General features: G+C 63.7%; 16 protein-coding genes. 15 read left to right on the top strand and 1 reads right to left on the bottom strand.

Going from position 1 to position 19,758, the window contains the following annotated elements; translation table 11 throughout:
- Positions 1-7 precede the first annotated feature (7 nt).
- The 4 genes from ACVOL0_RS02195 to ACVOL0_RS02180 all read left to right on the top strand — a co-directional run bounded on the left by ACVOL0_RS02195 (position 8) and on the right by ACVOL0_RS02180 (position 10,827).
- Positions 8-2,044, top strand: a complete 2,037-nt coding sequence (locus ACVOL0_RS02195; RefSeq protein ID WP_481547701.1) for a methyl-accepting chemotaxis protein — start codon at positions 8-10, stop codon at positions 2,042-2,044.
- A 108-nt stretch (positions 2,045-2,152) separates the two neighbouring features.
- On the top strand, positions 2,153-8,992 hold the full coding sequence (locus ACVOL0_RS02190) for a hybrid sensor histidine kinase/response regulator (protein WP_481547700.1): 6,840 nt from the start codon (positions 2,153-2,155) through the stop codon (positions 8,990-8,992).
- The gene (locus ACVOL0_RS02185) at positions 8,979-10,325 is read left to right on the top strand and encodes a chemotaxis protein CheB (RefSeq protein ID WP_481547699.1); all 1,347 of its coding nucleotides are present in this window, start codon (positions 8,979-8,981) and stop codon (positions 10,323-10,325) included. Before ACVOL0_RS02190 ends, ACVOL0_RS02185 begins: the two co-directional genes overlap by 14 nt.
- 25 nt (positions 10,326-10,350) lie before the next feature.
- Positions 10,351-10,827 carry a chemotaxis protein CheW gene (locus tag ACVOL0_RS02180; RefSeq protein WP_481511011.1) on the top strand — a complete coding sequence of 159 codons (477 nt, stop codon included), beginning with the start codon at positions 10,351-10,353 and terminating at the stop codon, positions 10,825-10,827.
- A 438-nt stretch (positions 10,828-11,265) separates the two neighbouring features.
- Here ACVOL0_RS02180 and ACVOL0_RS02175 read toward each other — a convergent pair whose 3' ends face one another.
- Positions 11,266-12,000, bottom strand: coding sequence for a 16S rRNA (uracil(1498)-N(3))-methyltransferase (locus tag ACVOL0_RS02175; protein WP_481547698.1), 735 nt, complete (start codon positions 11,998-12,000; stop codon positions 11,266-11,268).
- Positions 12,001-12,124: 124 nt separating this feature from the next.
- Here ACVOL0_RS02175 and nudE point away from each other — a divergent pair, with 124 nt between their 5' ends.
- From nudE to ACVOL0_RS02120, 11 genes are all read left to right on the top strand, one after another.
- Positions 12,125-12,673 carry an ADP compounds hydrolase NudE gene (nudE, locus tag ACVOL0_RS02170; RefSeq protein WP_481547697.1) on the top strand — a complete coding sequence of 183 codons (549 nt, stop codon included), beginning with the start codon at positions 12,125-12,127 and terminating at the stop codon, positions 12,671-12,673.
- Positions 12,670-13,479, top strand: a complete 810-nt coding sequence (gene cysQ, locus ACVOL0_RS02165) for a 3'(2'),5'-bisphosphate nucleotidase CysQ (RefSeq protein WP_481547696.1) — start codon at positions 12,670-12,672, stop codon at positions 13,477-13,479. The genes nudE and cysQ overlap by 4 nt, the downstream gene beginning before the upstream one ends.
- Before the next feature lie 78 nt (positions 13,480-13,557).
- Positions 13,558-14,379 carry a nucleoside triphosphate pyrophosphohydrolase gene (mazG, locus tag ACVOL0_RS02160; RefSeq protein ID WP_481547695.1) on the top strand — a complete coding sequence of 274 codons (822 nt, stop codon included), beginning with the start codon at positions 13,558-13,560 and terminating at the stop codon, positions 14,377-14,379.
- Entirely contained in the window at positions 14,376-14,699 is a 324-nt protein-coding gene (locus tag ACVOL0_RS02155; protein WP_313172894.1) for a YnfA family protein, read from the top strand. Before mazG ends, ACVOL0_RS02155 begins: the two co-directional genes overlap by 4 nt.
- Positions 14,700-14,738: 39 nt before the next feature.
- A complete protein-coding gene (locus tag ACVOL0_RS02150) occupies positions 14,739-15,041 on the top strand; it encodes an Mpo1-like protein (protein WP_481530231.1) in 303 nt (100 codons plus the stop codon).
- A 68-nt stretch (positions 15,042-15,109) separates the two neighbouring features.
- A complete protein-coding gene (locus ACVOL0_RS02145; protein WP_481547694.1) occupies positions 15,110-16,078 on the top strand; it encodes an SPFH domain-containing protein in 969 nt (322 codons plus the stop codon).
- 3 nt (positions 16,079-16,081) lie between these two features.
- Complete coding sequence (locus ACVOL0_RS02140) at positions 16,082-16,513, top strand: NfeD family protein (RefSeq protein ID WP_481547693.1); 432 nt, start codon at positions 16,082-16,084, stop codon at positions 16,511-16,513.
- Between the two features lie 90 nt (positions 16,514-16,603).
- Positions 16,604-17,725 carry a glycine cleavage system aminomethyltransferase GcvT gene (gcvT, locus tag ACVOL0_RS02135; protein WP_481547692.1) on the top strand — a complete coding sequence of 374 codons (1,122 nt, stop codon included), beginning with the start codon at positions 16,604-16,606 and terminating at the stop codon, positions 17,723-17,725.
- An 86-nt stretch (positions 17,726-17,811) separates the two neighbouring features.
- Positions 17,812-18,207 (top strand): glycine cleavage system protein GcvH, encoded by a 396-nt coding sequence (gene gcvH, locus ACVOL0_RS02130; protein ID WP_481516265.1) that lies wholly within the window; start codon positions 17,812-17,814, stop codon positions 18,205-18,207.
- A 145-nt stretch (positions 18,208-18,352) separates the two neighbouring features.
- A complete protein-coding gene (locus ACVOL0_RS02125; protein ID WP_481547691.1) occupies positions 18,353-18,712 on the top strand; it encodes a hypothetical protein in 360 nt (119 codons plus the stop codon).
- 358 nt (positions 18,713-19,070) lie between these two features.
- Entirely contained in the window at positions 19,071-19,541 is a 471-nt protein-coding gene (locus tag ACVOL0_RS02120) for a hypothetical protein (protein WP_481547690.1), read from the top strand.
- The last annotated feature ends 217 nt before the right edge of the window (positions 19,542-19,758 follow it).

The following is a 19,758-nucleotide window of genomic DNA, read 5'->3' as shown; positions in this document are numbered from 1 at the left end:
TCGAACGATGAGTACTGCTCCTGAAGCCGCCAAGGCTGGCAAGCTTGGCAACGTAAGCACCAACTTCTGGTTGGGCTTGTTGGTGCTCTCGATGGTCGTGTTCGGTGCCAACACCGGCGTGGCCACCTGGCAGGGCAGTCGACTGGCCGGCGCCAGTACCGGCGCCGCCGATCTGCAGGTGCTGTCACAGCAGCTGGCCAACCAGGGCCGTGAAGCCGTGGCCGGTAGCCGCGAAAGCTACGCAGCGTTCAAGGACACGCGCAGCAAGGTGGAAAGTACGGTCAGCGAGTTGCAGGGCCGTTACGGCAACGAAACCGGTGTGTCCGGTCCGCTGAGCGCGCTCGTCGATACCTGGAAGCCGCTGTCCAAGAACGCCGAGCAGATTGTCGCCTCCGAGCCGGCGGTGCTGGCCCTGGCCGGTAACGCCGATGCCTTCGTTGGCGCGGTGCCGCAGCTGCAGGCGCAGTTGAACGAAGTGGTGCGCGCAATGACTGCCGGCGGCGCCCAGTCCTCGCAGGTCTACAACGGCCTGCAGCAGGTGGTGGTGGTTGGCACCATGGCCCGCCGCGTTACCGAAATCCGCGCGGGTGGTGCTGGCGCAAGCGGCGCTGGCGACGCGCTGGCCCGCGACATGGTGGTGTTCAGCCAGGTGCTGGAAGGCCTGCGCAACGGCAATGAGGAAATGGGCATTGCCGCCGTGCGCAATGCCAATGCACAGGTTGCGCTGGAACAATCGGCCAACCAGTGGGCGAAGATGAAGAAGGACGCCGACGCCATTCTGGCCAGCTCGCGCAACCTGTTCGCCGCACAGTCCTCGGCGGCCGCACTGGCGACCGGCTCGGACAAGATGCTGGAGAGCAGCCGCAAGCTGTTCGATGCGTTCTCGGCCTTCGGTTCGGCCCGCGACACCCGCATCTTCCCGAACTTCTGGTGGTCGGTGATCTTCGGCGGTCTGTCGGTGCTGTCGATCATTGGCTTTGTCTGGAGCACGGTGCGTACCCGTTCGCGTGAGCAGGACGTGCGTTACCAGACCCAGGTGGAATTCAACAGCCGCAACCAGCAGGCGATTATGCGTCTGCTGGACGAAATCAGCTCGCTCGGTGAAGGTGACTTGACGGTAAAGGCCTCGGTGACCGAGGACATGACCGGCGCCATCGCCGACGCTATCAACTACGCCGTGGACGAACTGCGCCACCTGGTGACCACCATCAATGACATCTCCTCGAAGGTGGCGGTGTCGGCACAGGAAACCCAGGCAACGGCCATGCAGCTGGCCGAAGCCGCAGGCCACCAGGCCGACGAGATCACCAGCGCCTCGGACCGTATCGGCGAAATCGCCACCTCCATTGAGCAGGTGTCGCGCAACTCCACCGAGTCGGCCGAAGTGGCACAGCGTTCGGTGGTCATCGCCACCGAAGGTGCCGGCGTGGTGCGCCAGACCATCCAGGGCATGGACCAGATCCGCGACCAGATCCAGGAAACCTCCAAGCGCATCAAGCGCCTGGGTGAATCCTCGCAGGAGATCGGCTCGATCGTGGAACTGATCAACGACATTTCCGAGCAGACCAACATCCTGGCATTGAACGCCGCCGTGCAGGCAGCCTCGGCCGGTGAGGCCGGCCGCGGTTTCGCCGTGGTGGCCGACGAAGTGCAGCGCCTGGCAGAACGTACCTCCGGCGCAACCCGCCGAATCGAGGGTCTGGTGCAGGCGATTCAGGCCGATACCAACGAAGCGGTCACCTCGATGGAGCAGACCACCGCCGAAGTGGTGTCTGGTGCACGCCTGGCCGAAGACGCCGGTACCGCACTGACCGAAATCGAACGCGTGTCCAACGCACTCAATAATTTGATTAAGAGCATCTCCATCGCCGCCAACCAGCAGGCCTCGGCAGCTACTGACATCACCCAGACGATGGGCGTGATCCGGCAGATTACCGGCCAGACCTCGCAGGGTGCCGGGCAGACCGCCGACTCGCTGGGCCAGTTGAACCAGTTGGCGGCAGAGCTGCGCCGTTCGGTGGCCGACTTCAAGTTGCCGGCCTGAACGGACTGATCGGGCGGGGATGCAGAGGAATCAGCAGATGAAGTTTCGTCACAACGCTACGCAGGGCCGCCCGGACGGCATGCAATTGATGCTGCACGGGGGAGTGCGATGAGTACCTTGCGCGATGCGATGAGCCACGCAGCTCTGGGTTGGGTAAAACCCGAGCTGGACGAGACCCTGCGCCAGGTGCGCAACGAGGTTGAAGCCTTCGTGGAAGATCCCAGCGACACCAGCCGCATGCGCTTCTGCGCCGGCTACCTGCACCAGGTGCAGGGCACGCTGCGGATGGTTGAGTTGTATGCACCGGCCATGGTTGCGGAGGAGCTGGAGCTGCTGGCCAATGCGGTGCGTGATGGTGGAATCCCGGACCGTGACGAAGCCTGCGCCACGCTGATGCGCGGCACCGTTCTGCTGCCCGATTACCTGGAGCGCCTGCAGAACGGCCATCGCGATATTCCGATCGTGCTGCTGCCGCTGCTCAATGACATCCGTGCCGCACGCGGCGCGGAAGGCATCAATGAGAGCGTGTTGTTCGCCTTCAATCCCGATGCCAGCGACGCCAGCCCGGATGAGCTGGAGCACGCACGTGGCAGCGTGAGCGGCCGTAACCGCGAGCTGCTCGACACCGTCGGCAGCGCGGTCAAGGAAGAATTGATGCGCATCAAGGATGCGCTCGACCTGCATATGCGCATGGATGGCAATCCTGCCGATCTGCAGGTACAGGTCAATGAGCTGGGCGCTGTTTCCGATACGCTGGGCGTGATGGGCCTGGGAGTTGCCCGTGGCATCGTTGCCCAGCAGCGTGATTCGCTGCGTGAAGTCGTCAGTGGCAGCCGCCAGATCGACGACAATCTGTTGCTGGATATCGCCGGCGCGCTGCTCTACGTGGATGCGTCGCTGGACGATCAGGTCGCCCACCTGGGCGCCAATGTCGGCGGCGACGATGATGCCGGTTCGGTGGAAACCCGCCGCACTGTTGAAGTGCTGGCACATGAAGCCATCGCCAATTTCACCGCCGCGCGCGAGTCGTTTGTCGCCTTCATCGAGACCAACTGGGACCATGCACGGTTGGCCGAAGTGCCGCGTCTGCTCGGTGAGGTCTCCGGCGCGTTGCGCATGCTGGAAATGCCGATGCCGGCCGACTACCTGCAGGCCGTGCGTCAGTACATCGACGTCGAACTGATCGCGCGCCAGCGTATTCCCAGTGGGCGTCAGCTCGACACCTTGGCTGATGCCATGGCCAGCCTGGAATACTTCCTTGAAGCCCTGCGCGATCGTCGCCCGGGCCGCGAGGAAATCCTTGACATCACCCGCACCAGCCTGGAAACCCTGCGCTACTGGCCGATTCCCGCGCTGCAGACGGTGGCCGATAACGCTGCGGTGGAGCCGGTCGCGGCAGAGGTGATTGCTGCGCCTGTTGCCGATGGCGCAAGCGCCGCAGTAGTTGAAACGGCTCTGGCCGACGCGGCCGAAGTGCCGACCGAAAACGTCGAAGCAGCGGCCGAAGAAGCGCTGCCTGTTGAGCCAGCGCCGGCGGTAGTGCCACCGCCGTTGCCGCCACTGGAAGTGGAAGCAAGGCCGCAGGCAGCCGCCTCCGACTACCCCTTGGTATTTGGCGCGGCGATCAATGCCGTGGCAACGCCGATCACTCCGGCCCAGGCCGTGGACGCGCCCGCAGCATTCGCACCGCTGGCGGAAGTTGCAGCGGAAATTTCCGCATTTGATCCCGTTGCTGCCGAAACAGCGGGGGCCGCCGGGAGCAGCTTCACCTTGGCGCCGATGGTGCTTGAAGGCCACGAGTTGGCTGATTCGAATGAAGCTGGAGCGCCGGCATCGTTTGCCGCCAGCTTTGATCCAGTCGCCGCCGAAGACGCGACGCTCGCTGGTGCGAATGACAGCTATCGTTTCGATGCGTCGCTGTTGACGCTGGACGACACAGAGACCGATACCGAAGCAGCGCACACGCCCGAGCGCGCCGGCAACGGACTGGCTGATGCCGAGCTGGTCAACATCGAGTTCGCTGACGCCGATGTGTTCTTCAGCCCGGAGCTGGAAACCGTCAATCCCGGGATCGATGCTGCAGCGGATGCAGCGGCACCGGTCAGCAACGATCCGGAGCCGACGATCGCGTCGATTGGGCCGGTGTCCTCGCCGGTTGAACCGGTTTCCACGTTGGATATGGAAACCGCTGCGTTCATGGCGCAGCTGGATGCGGCTGCCGAGTCCTTCGATCCCTTCGCAATGCCTGAATCGCTGCAGCCGGAGCCGGCTACAGCAGAGATCGCGGCAACTGCTGCCAGCGCAGCCGCGCCGACGCGGATGTCCGCACCGGCACAGCAGCTTGAAGGCGGCTTCATCGACGGCGGCGATGTAATCGATCAGGACATCCGCGATGTCTTCATCGAGGAGTTCGACGAAGAGCTGGAAAATCTGGGCAACCTGCTGCCCGCGTGGCGCGCTGCGCCTGCAAACATGGAGCGTCTGCGCCCGGTGCGCCGTGTGTTCCATACGCTGAAGGGCAGCGGCCGCCTGGTGGGTGCACGCACCCTGGGTGAGTTCAGTTGGAAGATCGAGAGCATGCTCAACCGCGTGCTCGACGGCAGCCGTCCTGCCAGCCCCGCGGTCATGGCCGCGGTGACGCAGGCGTATGACGTATTGCCGGAATTGAACGCCGCGCTGCGTGGTGTTGGCAGCATCCAGTCCGACCTATTGGGCATACAGGATGTGGCAGACCGCGTTGCTGCAGGCGAGGAAGCGTTCTACGTGACCGGTGTCAGCGCAGTTGCCGCTGCCGCGCCGGTCGATGAAGTGCTGCCGGAAGCCGAGATCGTTGCAGCGCCGGCAGAAAGCGATGTTGCAGCAGCTATCGAAGGCGACGATGCCGAGGGCACGCCTGCGTCGGTAGACGAGGTGCTGCGGGAGATTCTCGAAGCTGAAATCGGCGCGCATCTGGTTACCGTCAATGCCTGGCTGGCTGGCTCGGTTGCGCAGCCGCAGCCGGTCTCCGAAGACCTGTTGCGCGCCGTGCACACGATGAGTGGTGCATTCGCGATGACCGATGTGCCGGTGATCACCCAGATCACCAGCCCGGCGGAAACCTTCGTCAAGCGCTCGCTGGCGGCGGCGGTTACGCCGACTGCTGCGGGCGTGGATGCGCTGGCGCAGATGGCGGCGGCGGTGCACACCACGATTACTGCCTTGCGCGCGCCCTCCCCACGCATCCCGGCGTTCCCGGGTGTGGCCGAACGTCTGCAGGCGTTGGTTGATGCCTTGCCGGATGGCAAGTGGCCGCCGATGCTGGCCGAAGACGAGCTTGTTGCTGACGATGTGGTGGCTGTGCAGCCGCAAGGCGCGGCGGACAGCAGCATCAGCGCCGACTCGGTTGGCACGGAAGACCTGTCCGCGTACTTCGACTCCGGCTTGCTGGATGAGACACCTGGCAGCGTCGCGTTGGTGGAAGCCACCGAGCTGCCGGCTGCAGCAGAACCCGAGTTCCTGCTTCCGGTTGCTGACGTGACCGAGCACGGCGCGCTTGACGCGGTCGAGGGCGTTGATTCCATTGCTGCCGAATCGCTGTCGGAGCCGGCCGAAGCCGCTGTCGAAAGCGACTTGGCAACTGTGCTTGCCGTTGACGAAGTAACCGAGCAGATCGACATCACCGAATCGGCCGAGGTCATCGAGCCGACTGTTTCGCAGCATGCCGCCGAGGCCGAGGACCACTACGACGCAGTGCGGGCCTCGACCTGGGGTGTTGCAGACCACACCGAGGAGCCGGAGCAGGCCGCAGAAGCGACCGAGTCGCATCTCGCTGCCGAGGCTGGCGAGATCGAATCCGAATCGTCTGTCGGCATTGATGCGGATGCCGCATTCGCAGCCGAAGCAGTCGAGACGCAGGTCGAGGACAGTCAGCCGAGCCAGTCGGCCGCTCTGGAAGCGTCCAGTGATCTGGGTGATCGTGACAGCGTGATCGCACGCGCCCTGGCCATCGCTACCGGTGCGGCTGCAGTTGCCGTCAGCGCAGCGCATCTGGATTCGAATGAGGCCGAAGCAACAAGTCCGGCTGAGCAGACTGAAGAAAACGAGCTGCCGGTGACGGAAGCCGTTGAGCAGGCCTCGGCCGACGTCGCTGGGGAGCACGACGAAGTCATCGATGACCGTGCCGCACAGGCATCGGTCGACGTCGCACAGGCTGACGATGTTGTTGCGATTGGCGATGAACCGGTTGTGGTTGCAGCGTCGGTGCTGGAACCTGCTGAAGAAGCAGAAGCAGAAGCAGAAGCAGAAGCTGAAGCTGAGGCAGAAGCTGAGGCCGCTGTCGAAGACGTTGCCTCGATTGAGGAGATTGCTTCGAACGAAGAGGATGCTTCGATCGAGGACGCGCTGGCGACTGAGGAAGCCGAGCAGCTTGAAGAAGCCGCACAGCTTGATGCTGTGGCTACGAGCGAAGGTGTCGAGCCAGCTGCTGTCGACGCTGTTGTCGTCGCCAAGGCAGTACTGGCACCGCTGACCGCCGCGTTGCCGGAACAGCTGGAGGTCCCGGTCGCTTCGCCTGTGGCGCACGAACTGGACGCCGGGCCGCTCAATTTCGCCGACCTCGATCGCGAGCTGGTCGATATCTTTGTCGAGGAAGGCAAGGACCTGCTCGACCATTGCGATGGTCTGGTCAGCGACATGCGCGCCGCGCCGGAAGACCGCGAAGCGCTGGCCGGCCTGCAACGTGACCTGCACACCCTCAAGGGTGGTGCACGCATGGCCGGCATCAATGCCATCGGCGACCTTGGCCATGGCATCGAATCCCTGCTGGAGGCCGTCGCCGCCAACCGCACCGAGATCACCCGCGCTGACGTGCAGCTGCTGGAGCGCGGTTTCGACCGTCTGCACCAGCTGTTGACCCGCACCGGCGAGCATCGCGCGGTAGTGATGCCGACCGACCTGATCGAGGCCTTCGAAGCGCGTACCGATGGTCGCGCCGAAGCCGCGCAGGCACCGGTGGAAGCCGCCGTCACCGCATTCGAATCGGCAGCGGAGAGTGTCGCTGCCGTTGACGTGCTGCCACAGCCGCTGGCACCGGTGGAGCCGCTGTCGGCTCCGCTGCGCGAAGAACAGGCCGGCAACGAAGAAGAAGGCGCGCCGCGCGGACAGGAACAGGTGCGCGTGCGCGCCGACCTGCTCGACAGCCTGGTCAACCACGCCGGCGAAGTGGCTATCTACCGTTCGCGCCTGGAGCAGCAGTTGGGTGCCTTCCGTGGCGCCATGGCCGAATTGGATCGCACCAACGCCCGTCTGCGCGACCAGCTGCGTCGTCTGGATCTGGAAACCGAAGCGCAGATTGTGGCGCGTTACCGCCGCGAGCATGAGCAGGCCGACCAGACCTTCGATCCGCTGGAACTGGACCGTTTCTCCACCCTGCAGCAGCTCAGCCGTGCGCTGAACGAATCGGCGGCCGACTTGGGCGGTCTGCAGGGCGTGCTGGACGATCTGTCGCGCAACTACGACACCTTGCTGCAGCAGCAGTCGCGTGTCAGCTCGGAGCTGCAGGATGGCCTGATGCGCGCGCGCATGGTGCCGTTCGACGGCCTGGTGCCGCGTCTGCGCCGTGTGGTGCGTCAGGCCGCGCAGGAAACCGACAAGCAGGTACACCTGAAGCTGGAGGGCACCCACGGCGAACTCGATCGCAACGTGCTGGATCGCATGGTCGCGCCGCTGGAGCACATGCTGCGCAACTCGGTTGCGCACGGTCTGGAGCAGCCGGCCGCACGTGCCGCCGCAGGCAAGCCGGAAGAAGGCGAGATCGCCCTGCGTCTGCGCCGCGAAGGTTCGGAAATCGTGCTGGAAGTGGGCGATGACGGTGCCGGCCTGGACCGCGAGGCGATCCGTCGCCGCGCCGAGCAGCGTGGCCTGCTGGGCAGCGACGAGCAGATCGACGATACCCAGCTGGACCAGATGATCTTTGCCTCCGGCTTCAGCACCAGCGAGCAGGTCAGCCAGCTGGCTGGTCGCGGTGTGGGCATGGACGTGGTGCGCAACGAAGTGCGTCAGCTTGGCGGCTCGGTGGATATCCACTCGGTGCGCGGCCAGGGCGCGACCTTCACCCTGCGTCTGCCGCAGACGCTGGCGGTCACCCAGGCGGTGTTTGTCCGCATCGGCGAAACCACCTATGCGGTGCCGGTGGCCTCGGTCAGCGGTATTGGCCGCATCTCCCGCGAGCGTTTCGAGTCCGGGCAGGGCGGTTACCACTACAACGGCGAAGACTTCAGCCTGTACAACCTCGGCACCCTGGTGGGCCAGGTTGCAGCCAAGGCCGAAGGCCAGGCCGAGATCCCGCTGCTGCTGGTGCGCTCCGGCGACCTGCGTGCGGCGGTGGCGATCGACCAGGTACTGGGCAACCGCGAAGTCGTGGTCAAGCCGGTGGGCCTGCAGATCGCCTCGGTGCCGGGTATCTACGGCGCCACGATTACCGGCGAAGGCAATGTGGTGGTGATCCTGGACGTGGCACCGCTGGTGCGTCGTCACCTCACCCAGCCGCAGCAGACGGTCGAAGCCATCGAGGCCAGCAGCCAGCGCCACGTGCCGCTGGTGATGGTGGTCGACGACTCGCTGACCATGCGCAAGGTCACCGGCCGCGTGCTGGAGCGTCACAACCTGGATGTGGCGGTGGCACGCGACGGCGTGGAAGCGCTGGAGCAGCTGGAAGAACGCATCCCGGACCTGATGCTGCTGGACATCGAAATGCCGCGCATGGACGGCTACGAGCTGGCTACCGCGATGCGTGCCGATCCGCGCTACAAGAACATCCCGATCGTGATGATCACCTCGCGCAGTGGCGACAAGCATCGCCAGCGCGCATTCGAGATCGGCGTGCAACGCTATCTCGGCAAGCCGTACCAGGAGCTGGATTTGATGCGCAATGTCTATGACCTGCTGGGGATCGCCCGTGCACGCGACTGACGACACTGCCAAGCCGGTTGCCCTGCTGGCCCGTGCCGGCGCCGCCCGTGATCGCCTGCGCGAGGCACTGGTCGCCGCTGGCGGCCGCATCGTGCTGGAGGAAGATCCCAACCAGTTGGAACCGACCACGTTGACCTCGGCTGCGCCGCAGGTCGTGCTGGTGGCCTTGGAACCGGCGGTCGAGGACGCGTTGGAGCGGCTGGAGTCGGTGTTGGAGACGCCAGAGCTTTCCTTGTTGTTCGAGGAAGCCGAGCTGGCTGCCCGTCGCGAAGGCTGGGAAGCACAGCGTTGGATCCGCCATCTGGCGGCCAAGCTGCAGGGGCATGACAACGTGCTGCCGCCGGGTCTGGAGCATGAGGACGCTGAACCTGCCATCAGCCTGGAGCCAGGCCTGCCGCCGCGTCCGGCCGACGGGCATGCGGATGCGCCGCTGCAGTTCCATCTGGATGAGGCGCAGGTACAGGCCTACGACCTGCCTGCCGATGAAATCTATGTGGCACCGGCCAGCGCACTTGAACCGCGACCGGAAGTTCTGTCGTTCGAGGAGTTGATCGCAGGGGCGGCGCAGCCGTCGCTGCCGGTATCGCCAAGCATGCCGCCTCCGCTGCCAGAGGAGCCGCTTGCCGTGGTGCTCGACGCAGAAGAAAAAAAGGCACCGATTGGCGATTTCAGCAGCTGGTCGCTGCTGGAAGACGATGGCTATGAGAGCGCACCTGCCGCCGCTCGGGTCACCCCGGAGCCGCCGCCGGCCTTGGCCAGCCTGCTCAACAGCGAGCTGTCATTGGTGGAGATTGACCAAGGGGGGGGAACCGAAGGCAATGGCGCAGTGCTGTTGGTTGCCGGCATTGGTGGCCCGGACGCGGTCCGCCGCGTGTTGGCCGGCCTGCCCGAAGACTTCGCACGCCCAGTGCTGGTGCAGCTGCGGCTGGATGGCGGTCGCTATGCCAATCTGGTCAAGCAGATGACACGGGCGACACCGCTGTCGGTTACCTTGGCCGAGCCAGGCCAGAGCCTGGTCGCCGGCGATGTCTACATTCTTCCTGATGTGATCGGCGTCGAGGCAACGCCGGAGGGCCTGCGCTTCTGTGCGCAAGCAAATGACCTGCTCCAAGCCCTGCAACCGGACCGCAGTGCGGTAGTGCTGCTCAGTGGCGCCGATGTGGCAATGGTTGCCGCGACGCTGGAGTTTGCCGGCAAGGGTGGCTGGGTGGCGGGGCAGATCGGCGAGGGATGCTACGACCCCGCCGCTGCCAGCCAGCTGGCCGTCGCCGGCATGAACGCAGGTGATCCGGAATATCTTGCTGCCGAATTGGCTGTGCATTGCGCTGCGTGAGCGCAGCGCGACCGAGGAACTGACGATGAGCTACGCAAACAACGATGAAGTCCGCGGGGTACTGATACAGGCAGGTACCGAACGCGTATTGCTGCCCAACGCGACGGTGGCGGAAATGATGTCGCGCGTAGCGGTTGAGCCGATTGCCAACACGCCGGCATGGCTGGTCGGGCAGATTGCATGGCACGGCTGGAGCGTGCCGTTGCTGTCCTATGCCGGGCTCAGCGGTCATGGCAATGAAATGGTGACCAGCAACAACAAGGTGGTGGTGCTCAAGGCCCTGGGGGGCAACCCGGACCTGCCGTATTTCGCCCTGCTGACCCAGTCCTTCCCGCAGCTGATTGCGGTACCCCGTGACGGCCTGCTGGCCGATGCATCGGAAGAAAGCCTGCCGGTTGGCGTGCACATGCGCGTACTGCTGGGCGAGCAGAGCGCCTTGCTGCCCGATCTGGATGCAGTGGAAAGCGCGGTCATCCTTGCCCTGGCAGAAGCCGTAGCCTGATCGGTAAAGGTAGTGCCGAGCCATGCTCGGCAGAGGCTTTCCCGGCAATCCTCAATATTGTGGGAGTGGCGTAAGCCGCGAAGCTCGCACTCCATCAGATTGCCGACCGTTTGGTGATTTCAGCGCTGCCGGCTTCGTGGCTGACGCCGCTCCCAGAAACCGACACCGGGTTTTGTCGGTAGTGCCGCAGCCGAGCATGGCTCGGCTCTACAAGTCGGGCAGACTGCCGCATGGATCACCGTAGTGCCGAGCCATGCTCGGCAGAGCCTTTCCCGGCAATCCTCAGCATTGTAGGAGCGGCGTAAACCGCGAAGCTCGCACTACATCAGATTGCCGACCGCCTGGTGATTTCAGCGCTGCCGGCTTCGCGGCTGACGCCGCTCCTACAAACCGATGCCGGGTTTGTTGGCAATGCCCCCAGCCGAGCATGGCGCGGCTCTACAGGTCGCCTAGCTGCGCTTGCAGCGCGGCGATCGCGGCCAGGCCGGCGGTTTCGGTACGCAGGATGCGTGGACCCAGCTGCAGGCCCTGGAACCCTGCTTCGCTCAGTTGCTGACGGTCACGTGGTGACCAGCCACCTTCCGGACCGATAGCGATCACCACGCCGTTGGCCGGTGCTGCGGGCAGCGAGGCCAGACGATGTTCACCCAGCGGGTCCAGGGTTAGTCGCAGGGTCTGCTCGGGCAGTGCCGCCGTGGCCGCAGCCAGCGCCTGCGGGCTGCCAATCGACGGAATGCGGGCACGCCCGGATTGACCACAGGCCGAGCCGACCACATTGCGCCAATGCGCGATGCGCTTCTCGGCGCGGGCGGCATCCAGTTTTACTTCGGTGCGCTCGGCATTGACCGGGATGATGCCGCTGACGCCCAGTTCCGTGGCCTTCTGCAGGATCAGGTCCATCTTCTCGCCACGGGCGATGCCCTGCAGCAGGGTGATCGCCAGCGGCGATTCGTTGTCGATGGCCTGGGCACTGTCGATGTGTACCTGTACCTCGCGCTTGCTGATCGCGCTGATCGTGGCCGCATAGTCGTGACCATCACCATTGAACAGGATGCAGCCTTCGCCTTCGCGCAGGCGCATCACCCGGACCAGGTGGTTGGCCACATCCTCGGGCAGGGACAGGGTTTGGCCGGCGGCAAGCGGCAGTTCAATCGGGCAACGGGTAAGGCGCATGGGGTATCTCGCAAAGGCGGTGCCGCGTGCGGGGCGGCTGGGTCTGCTAGCATTTCAACGTCATGAAAACGTATCTGCCAATGCGCATTCTATCGGTCTACCGTCGTTTTGCCCGGAGTGGTGCATGAGTCGCCGCCTGCCTCAGATCCACAACGTGGTCGAAGAACACATCGGGCCGTTCCGTCAGCAGCAGTTGGACCTGGAGTTTTCCAACGGCGAACGCCGCCATTTCCAGCGCCTGGTCAGCGGCGGTCACGGTGCTGTTGTGGTGGTGCCGCTGCTGGACGAGCAGACTGTGCTGCTGGTGCGTGAATACGCAGCAGGCCTGCATCGCTACGAACTGGGCCTGGTCAAAGGCCGCATCGATGCTGGCGAAACGCCGATCGAAGCGGCTGATCGTGAGCTCAAGGAGGAGGCTGGCTACGGCGCGCGCAGGCTGGATGTGCTGCGCAGCCTGACCCTGGCACCTACTTATATGAGTCATCAATCCACCCTGGTGGTGGCGCGCGACCTGTATCCGCAGCGCTTGCCTGGTGACGAGCCGGAAGAGTTGGAAGTGGTGCCGTGGAAGCTGGCCGAGCTGGACCAGCTGATGTTGCGCGAGGATTTTTCCGAGGGGCGTTCGCTGGCGGCCCTGTTCATTGCCCGTGAGTGGCTGCGAGGTGGCGCATGAGCGCAGTAGTTGATGAGGCGCTGCGCGAAGGCGTGCTGGATATCGCCCAGCGCGCAGGCGCGGCGATCATGCAGGTCTATGCCAGTGGCTTCGATATCGAGCAGAAGGCCGACGATAGTCCGGTCACCACCGCCGACCTGGCCGCGCACCGGCTGATCGTTGCAGGCCTGTCGCAGCTCACCCCGGATATCCCGGTGCTGTCCGAGGAATCGGCACAGTTGCCATGGGAAACGCGTCGGCAGTGGCAACGCTATTGGCTGGTGGACCCGCTGGACGGCACCCGCGAGTTCATCAAGCGCAATGGCGAATTCAGCGTCAACATCGCGCTGATCGAGCGGGGTGTGTCGGTGTTTGGCGTCGTACAGGCACCGGTGACCGAGGTCATCTGGCATGCGCAGCGCGGTGGCCAGGCCTGGCGCCGTAGCGGTGAGCAGCAGGATGCGATCACTACCCGTGTGCCACCGGCGTCGCCGCTGCGGGTCGCCGCCAGCCGCTCGCATGCCAGTGCACGCACAGCCACCTTGCTGGCGCGCATGGGCGAAATCGAGCTGGTCGCGCAGGGATCCTCGCTGAAATTCTGCCGCATCGCCGAAGGTACGCTGGACGTGTACCCGCGCCTTGGGCCAACCAGTGAATGGGATACCGCCGCCGGCCAGTGCGTTCTGGAAGCGGCTGGTGGTGTGGTGTTGGCTGCCGATGACGGTGTGCCGTTTGCCTACAACCAGCGCCCGCGGCTGCTCAATGGCGACTTCGTCGCCCTGGGTGATGCCTCGTTGCCGTGGCAGGAGTGGGTGGCCGGGCTTTGACGCCCCGCCACTGGCTGCCTGCAGTGAACTTCAAACGCCGGCAATTGCCGGCGTATTCGTAACAAAGGTGATGCGCGCATGTCCGAATTGACCGATATCCAGACCCTGTTGCAGATCATGGCGCGCCTGCGCGACCCCCAGGGGGGATGCCCGTGGGACCTGGAGCAGGACTTCGCCAGCATCGCGCCGTATACGGTGGAGGAGGCTTACGAAGTGGCCGACGCCATCGACCGCAACGACCTGCCGGATCTGAAGGATGAGCTCGGTGATCTGCTGTTGCAGGTGGTATTCCACGCGCAGATGGCCAGTGAACAGGGGGCGTTCAATTTCGGTGACGTGGTGGCCTCGATCAGCAACAAGATGATCCGCCGTCATCCGCATATCTTCGGTGACACCGAAGTCAGCGATTCCGACGAAGTGCTGGCCAACTGGGACCAGATCAAGCGCAGCGAGCGTGCCGCCAAGGGTGAACAGGATGGATCGGCATTGGCCGGTATTTCGCGCGGACTGCCGGAATGGCTGCGTGCCACCAAGCTGCAGTCGCGTGCCGCCCGCACTGGTTTCGATTGGCCTGATGCGGTGCCGGTGCTGGACAAGCTGCGCGAGGAGATTGACGAAGTGCAGGCCGAGTTTCAGCTTGCTGCCACTGGCGTCGACAACCACACCCGCCTGCAGGAAGAACTGGGTGATGTGTTGTTTGTCTGCGCCAATCTTGCCCGCCACGCCAAGGTCGATAGCGGCACCGCCCTGCGCCATGCCAACCACAAGTTCGAGCGCCGGTTCCGGGCGATGGAAGCGCTGGCCGCTGAGCAGGGAAAAGCAATGTCGCAGCTCGATCTGCAGCAGCAGGAAGCGCTGTGGCAGCAGGTCAAGCAGCAGGAAAAGGACGCGGCGAAGTGAAAACCTTCGCCCTGTTCCTGCTCACCGCGCTGGCTGAAATCGTTGGCTGCTATCTGCCGTGGGTATGGCTGCGACAGCAGGGCAGTCCGTGGCTGCTGTTGCCGGCTGCCGCCAGCCTGGCCCTGTTTGCCTGGTTGCTGACCCTGCATCCGGCCGCCAGCGGGCGGGTGTACGCCGCTTACGGTGGCGTCTATGTCTGCGTGGCGCTGCTGTGGCTGTGGCTGGTGGACTCGGTCAAGCCCACCCGCTGGGACCTGCTTGGCGGCGGGCTCTGCCTGCTTGGCATGGCGGTGATCATGTTCGCACCGCGCAGCAACTGAAGCGCCTATGCTGGCGGCATCCCTTCCTGGATGCCGGCCATGTCGCGCTTCAGCAGCTTCCGCCAGTTCTATCCGTTCTACCTGGGCGAACACAGCAACGTCGTCAGTCGCCGCCTGCACTTCATTGGCAGCTGCGGCGTGCTGCTCTGTGTGGCGATGCTGCTGTGGAGCGGCCAGCTGCGCTGGTTGTGGCTCGCACTGCTATGCGGCTACGGGTTTGCCTGGGTTGGGCACTTCTTCTTCGAGAAGAACCGGCCGGCAACCTTTCGCCACCCCTTCTATTCATTTGCCGGTGACTGGGTGATGTTCGTCGACATCCTGCGCGGGCGGGTGCGGCTGTAAGTCCGTGTCCAACGGCTTCAGGGGCAGTGGCTATACTCGCCTCATCTATCGGCACAAGGAGTGGAGACATGGGCAGCGGAGCAGGATTATTGGCGTTGGTGGTCGTGGTGGCAGGCATCATCGTGCTGTTCAAGACAGTGCGGATGGTGCCGCAGGGCTACGAATGGACGGTGGAACGCTTTGGCAAATACACCCATACGATGACGCCCGGTCTGCACTTTCTCATCCCGATTGTTTACGGCGTCGGCCGCAAGGTGAACATGATGGAGCAGGTGCTGGACGTGCCCAGCCAGGACGTCATCACTCGGGACAACGCGGTGGTGCGGGTGGATGGCGTGGTGTTCTTCCAGGTGCTGGACGCGGCCAAGGCGGCCTATGAAGTGGCCAACCTGGAAGTGGCGATGATTGCCCTGGTACAGACCAATATCCGTACCGTGATTGGTTCGATGGATCTGGACGAATCATTGAGCCAGCGTGAAACCATCAACGCCAAGCTGCTCAACGTGGTCGACCACGCCACCAATCCGTGGGGCGTCAAAGTCACCCGCATCGAGATCAAGGACATCCAGCCGCCGGCCAACCTGGTGCAGTCGATGCAGCAGCAGAAGATGGCCGAGCAGAACAAGCGAGCAGCCATTCTGGAATCCGAAGGTATCCGCCAATCGGAGATCCTGCGTGCCGAAGGCCAGAAGCAGTCCGCCGTGCTGGAAGCGGAAGGGCGCAGGGAAGCGGCGTTCCGCGACGCCGAGGCGCGTGAGCGCCTGGCCGAGGCTGAGGCCAAGGCGACAGCGATGGTGTCCGATGCGATTGCCAATGGCAGCGTGCAGGCGATCAACTACTTCATCGCGCAGAAGTACGTGGAAGCCTTCAGTGAACTGGCCAACTCGCCCAACCAGAAGCTGGTGCTGATGCCGATGGAGGCGACCGGCGTGATCAGTTCCATCGCCGGTATTTCGGAACTGGCCAAGGAGGCCTTCGCCAAGCAGGGCGAAGCGAAGCAGCCGACACGCGGCAACCCGCCGCCGCTGGGGCGCTGAGCCATGCGCTGGGAAGTGGTGATCTGGGCGGCGCTGGCGGTGACCCTGTTCGCCGCCGAGGCGCTGGCGCCGGGTGCCTTCATGCTGTGGATGGGCATCGCTGCAGCGGCGGTGTTCCTCACGGTCTGGGCAATCGACGGCATGAGCGTGCTGCTGCAGGTGATCCTGTTCGTGGTGTTGAGTTTTGTCTCGATCCAGGTCTACCGCACCTGGTTCCGGCAGCGCGCACGGCCCAGCGACCAGCCGCTGCTCAACCGCCGTGCCGAGCAGTTGATCGGGCGCGTGGTGACCCTTGATCAGGCGATCAGCGCCGGCGTCGGCCGGGCCAAGGTGGATGATGCGTTCTGGGTGGTCGCCGGGCCCGATCTGCCGCAGGGCAGTGCGGTGCGCGTGGTGGCCGTGGATGGCATGACGCTGAAGGTGCAGGCGGTCTGAATACTGCCGCGGTACTGCCGTTGTGGCAGTGCCGCAGGTTTTAAAAGTAACCATCTGGGATAATGGCGGTCCCCTTAGTGTGGAACGGCCATGACCCTGAAGACTTTGCTCAACGAAACCCACCGCTCACTCGGCGCCAAGATGGTCGACTTCGGCGGTTGGGACATGCCGATCCACTACGGCTCGCAGATCGACGAGCACAACCTGGTCCGCACCGCAGCCGGCATGTTCGACGTCAGCCACATGACCGTGGTCGACCTGAAGGGTGCGCGCACCCGTGAGTTCCTGCGCCAGCTGCTGGCCAACTCCATCGACAAGGTCAAGGTCCGCGGCAAGGCCCTGTACTCGTGCATGCTCAATGCGCAGGGCGGGGTGATCGACGACCTGATCGTCTACTTCCTGGCCGAGGACATGTTCCGCATGGTGGTCAACGCCTCCACCCGCGAGAAGGACCTGGCCTGGATCCGCCAGCATGCCGAAGCCTTCGGCGTCGAGGTGGTCGAGCGTGAAGACCTGGCCATCGTTGCCGTGCAGGGCCCGCAGGCGCGTGCCCTGGTCGCCGGCCTGGTAGCGGAGTCGGATCGTGCCGCGCTGGACAAGCTTGCTCGCTTCGCCGCGCTGGAAGTCCGTTCGACCGACGGCGTTGAACTGTTTGTTGCACGTACCGGTTACACCGGCGAAGACGGCTACGAAGTGCTGCTGCCGCAGAGTGCGGTGGTCGCGTTCTGGAATGCACTGCTGGCTGCCGGCGTGAAGCCGGCCGGTCTCGGCGCACGCGACACGCTGCGTCTGGAAGCCGGCATGAATCTCTATGGCCAGGACATGGACGAAACCGTCACCCCGTACGAGGCGGCGCTGGCCTGGACCGTGGCGTTGGACGACCAGTCCGACGGCACGCCGCGTGCGTTCACCGGCCGTGCCGTGCTGGAAGCACAGAAGACCGCAGGTAACGCGCGGCAGATGATCGGCCTGGTGATGGACGAGAAGGGCGTGCTGCGCCACGGCCAGAAGGTGCTCACCGCCAATGGCGAGGGCGAGATCCTGTCCGGCACGTTCTCGCCGACGCTGGGCAAGGCGATCGCCTTCGCACGCGTGCCGGCCGGTGCGCCGGGCGATGTGCGGGTGGATATCCGCGGCAAGGAAGTTCCGGTGCGTATCGTGAAGTTCCCGTTCGTGCGTGACGGCCAGGCACAGGCCGGCATCAATCTTTGACCTGTAGGACCGGGCCGGAAGCGACCTCGCTTCCGGTTCGTTAAACTAGCGCTTAATCCCGACCACCGTTTTTCCGGAGTAGTTCCATGAGCGAGATCCCTGGCGACCTCAAGTTCCTCAAGTCCCACGAATGGGCCCGTGTCGAAGGCAATGGCCGCGTCACCGTAGGTATTTCCGATCACGCCCAAGGCCTGTTGGGTGACCTGGTCTACGTCGAACTGCCGGCTGTCGGTGACAGCGTGCAGGCTGGCGTTGGCGCAGCGGTGGTCGAGTCGGTGAAAGCCGCGTCCGACGTCTACAGCCCGGTGTCCGGCACCGTTGTCGAAGTCAACGAAGCAGTGACCGACAAGCCGGAAACCATCAACGAAGACGCCTACGGCGACGGCTGGCTGTACGTGGTCGAGCTGTCCGATCCGGATCAGTTGAACGACCTGCTGGGTCCGGACGACTATGCCGAGATGTTGGAGAACGAGGACCACTGAGTCCTGTCGTGATCCGGAAAGCGGCCGCTGTCAGCGGCCGTTTTTTTTTGTGCGGATGTCAGCATCACGTGATGATCGGTGGTGATGAGTGGCCGGCAATGACGTGTCGAAGCCGATGCCAACGGACGCGGTGTGGTTCCGATCAATGTCGTCGCAGGCTGCGAAGTGGTCCAAAAAGTTTGCGCAAAATGATCCATCGCACAGGCAAAGCCATGCCTTCGGCAAACTTTTTTTCGGGTGCTGGAACTGGCCGGTGCTGACTGTTGGTCGCACGCTTTGCGATGCTGTTGGTGTAACGCCAACGCAGCTGCCCGCTACCGGCATTGAAACGAATAGTGCACTTTTACCGATGTTTTTTTACTTTGTGTTTTTTTGGGAAGGCGTAAGTGCGGTGTCGAAGGATGCGTGCGGCGGGCGGTGGCGTCACGCGGCTGGGTGCAGAAGGCTGAAGGCTTCCGAAAAATATTTTGCAAAGATGGTTGACAGTAAAAAAAACCGTGATTAGGTTTCGCCCAGCAGACCTTTCCTGCGGAAGCGAGTGAGCCGGATCAACATTCAGACGCGAAGCACAACTTGGACGTCCGCCAGGATTTTTTTGATGGTGGAGCAGGACTCGCTTCCTTCCGCGAAACACCCCCCTGATTTCTATCTGGCACCTGCAGCGGAACCCGTTGCGGGTGTTTCTGTATCCGTAACGATGCGCTAGACGCGTCGTCGGTCCTCCGCCGAACACCGCGGATTTGCTTCAACTGGGCATTTCAATTCCATAGATCACTGACGAGGAACAAACCATGGCTACGAAGAAAGCAGCTAAAAAGCCGGCCGCCAAGAAGGCGGTAAAGAAAGTCGCCAAGAAGGCTGCCGTGAAGAAGGTTGCCAAGAAGGCAACCGCCAAGAAGGCAGTGAAGAAGGTCGCCAAGAAGGCCGTTGCCAAGAAGACCGTGAAGAAGGCAGCAGCCAAGAAGACCGTGAAGAAGGCAGCAGCCAAGAAGACCGTCAAGAAGGCAGCAGCCAAGAAGACCGTCAAGAAGGCCGTAAAGAAGGTTGCCAAGAAGGCAACTGCCAAGAAAGCCGCCAAGAAAGTAGCTAAGAAGGCCGTAAAGAAGGTTGCCAAGAAGGCAACTGCCAAGAAAGCCGTCAAGAAAGTAGCTAAGAAGGCCGTAAAGAAGGTTGCCAAGAAGGCAGCTGCCAAGAAGGTCGTAAAGAAGACTGCAAAGAAGGTTGCCGCCAAGAAGCCGGCCGCCAAGAAGGTTGCTGCGAAGAAGAAGCCGGCCGCTCGCAAGAAGAAGGCCGCTCCGGTTGCGCTGCCGGCTACCCCGGCGCCGCTGATCTGATCCAGCTCCACTAGCAAGACCTGAAACTCCTTCCCCGACTGCCCAGCGGGGAGGGAGTTTTTTTATGGGCGGACCGCAGCGGTAAGCGCCGATCAGGTCGGCCTGTACGGTAGTGCCGCGCCCAGTGCAACACAGGCTAAGCGCGCGGCAATACCAGGACCGGGTGTGTGGTCTGCGCGCAGCCCGAAGGCCAGAAAACCACGCGAGAAGAGGGGGG

The organism is Stenotrophomonas sp. STEN021 (genome assembly GCF_056760175.1).
This window is presented reverse-complemented; position numbering and strand designations above follow the sequence as displayed.

Excerpts from the sequence above, each read along its gene's own strand:
- ACVOL0_RS02195 (WP_481547701.1), top strand. The coding sequence starts at position 8 with ATGAGTACTGCTCCTGAAGCCGCCAAGGCTGGCAAGCTTGGCAACGTA.
- ACVOL0_RS02190 (WP_481547700.1), top strand. The coding sequence starts at position 2,153 with ATGAGTACCTTGCGCGATGCGATGAGCCACGCAGCTCTGGGTTGGGTA.
- ACVOL0_RS02180 (WP_481511011.1), top strand. The coding sequence starts at position 10,351 with ATGAGCTACGCAAACAACGATGAAGTCCGCGGGGTACTGATACAGGCA.
- ACVOL0_RS02175 (WP_481547698.1), bottom strand. The coding sequence starts at position 12,000 with ATGCGCCTTACCCGTTGCCCGATTGAACTGCCGCTTGCCGCCGGCCAA.
- nudE (WP_481547697.1), top strand. The coding sequence starts at position 12,125 with ATGAGTCGCCGCCTGCCTCAGATCCACAACGTGGTCGAAGAACACATC.
- cysQ (WP_481547696.1), top strand. The coding sequence starts at position 12,670 with ATGAGCGCAGTAGTTGATGAGGCGCTGCGCGAAGGCGTGCTGGATATC.
- mazG (WP_481547695.1), top strand. The coding sequence starts at position 13,558 with ATGTCCGAATTGACCGATATCCAGACCCTGTTGCAGATCATGGCGCGC.
- ACVOL0_RS02150 (WP_481530231.1), top strand. The coding sequence starts at position 14,739 with ATGTCGCGCTTCAGCAGCTTCCGCCAGTTCTATCCGTTCTACCTGGGC.
- ACVOL0_RS02145 (WP_481547694.1), top strand. The coding sequence starts at position 15,110 with ATGGGCAGCGGAGCAGGATTATTGGCGTTGGTGGTCGTGGTGGCAGGC.
- ACVOL0_RS02140 (WP_481547693.1), top strand. The coding sequence starts at position 16,082 with ATGCGCTGGGAAGTGGTGATCTGGGCGGCGCTGGCGGTGACCCTGTTC.
- gcvT (WP_481547692.1), top strand. The coding sequence starts at position 16,604 with ATGACCCTGAAGACTTTGCTCAACGAAACCCACCGCTCACTCGGCGCC.
- gcvH (WP_481516265.1), top strand. The coding sequence starts at position 17,812 with ATGAGCGAGATCCCTGGCGACCTCAAGTTCCTCAAGTCCCACGAATGG.
- ACVOL0_RS02125 (WP_481547691.1), top strand. The coding sequence starts at position 18,353 with ATGTCGTCGCAGGCTGCGAAGTGGTCCAAAAAGTTTGCGCAAAATGAT.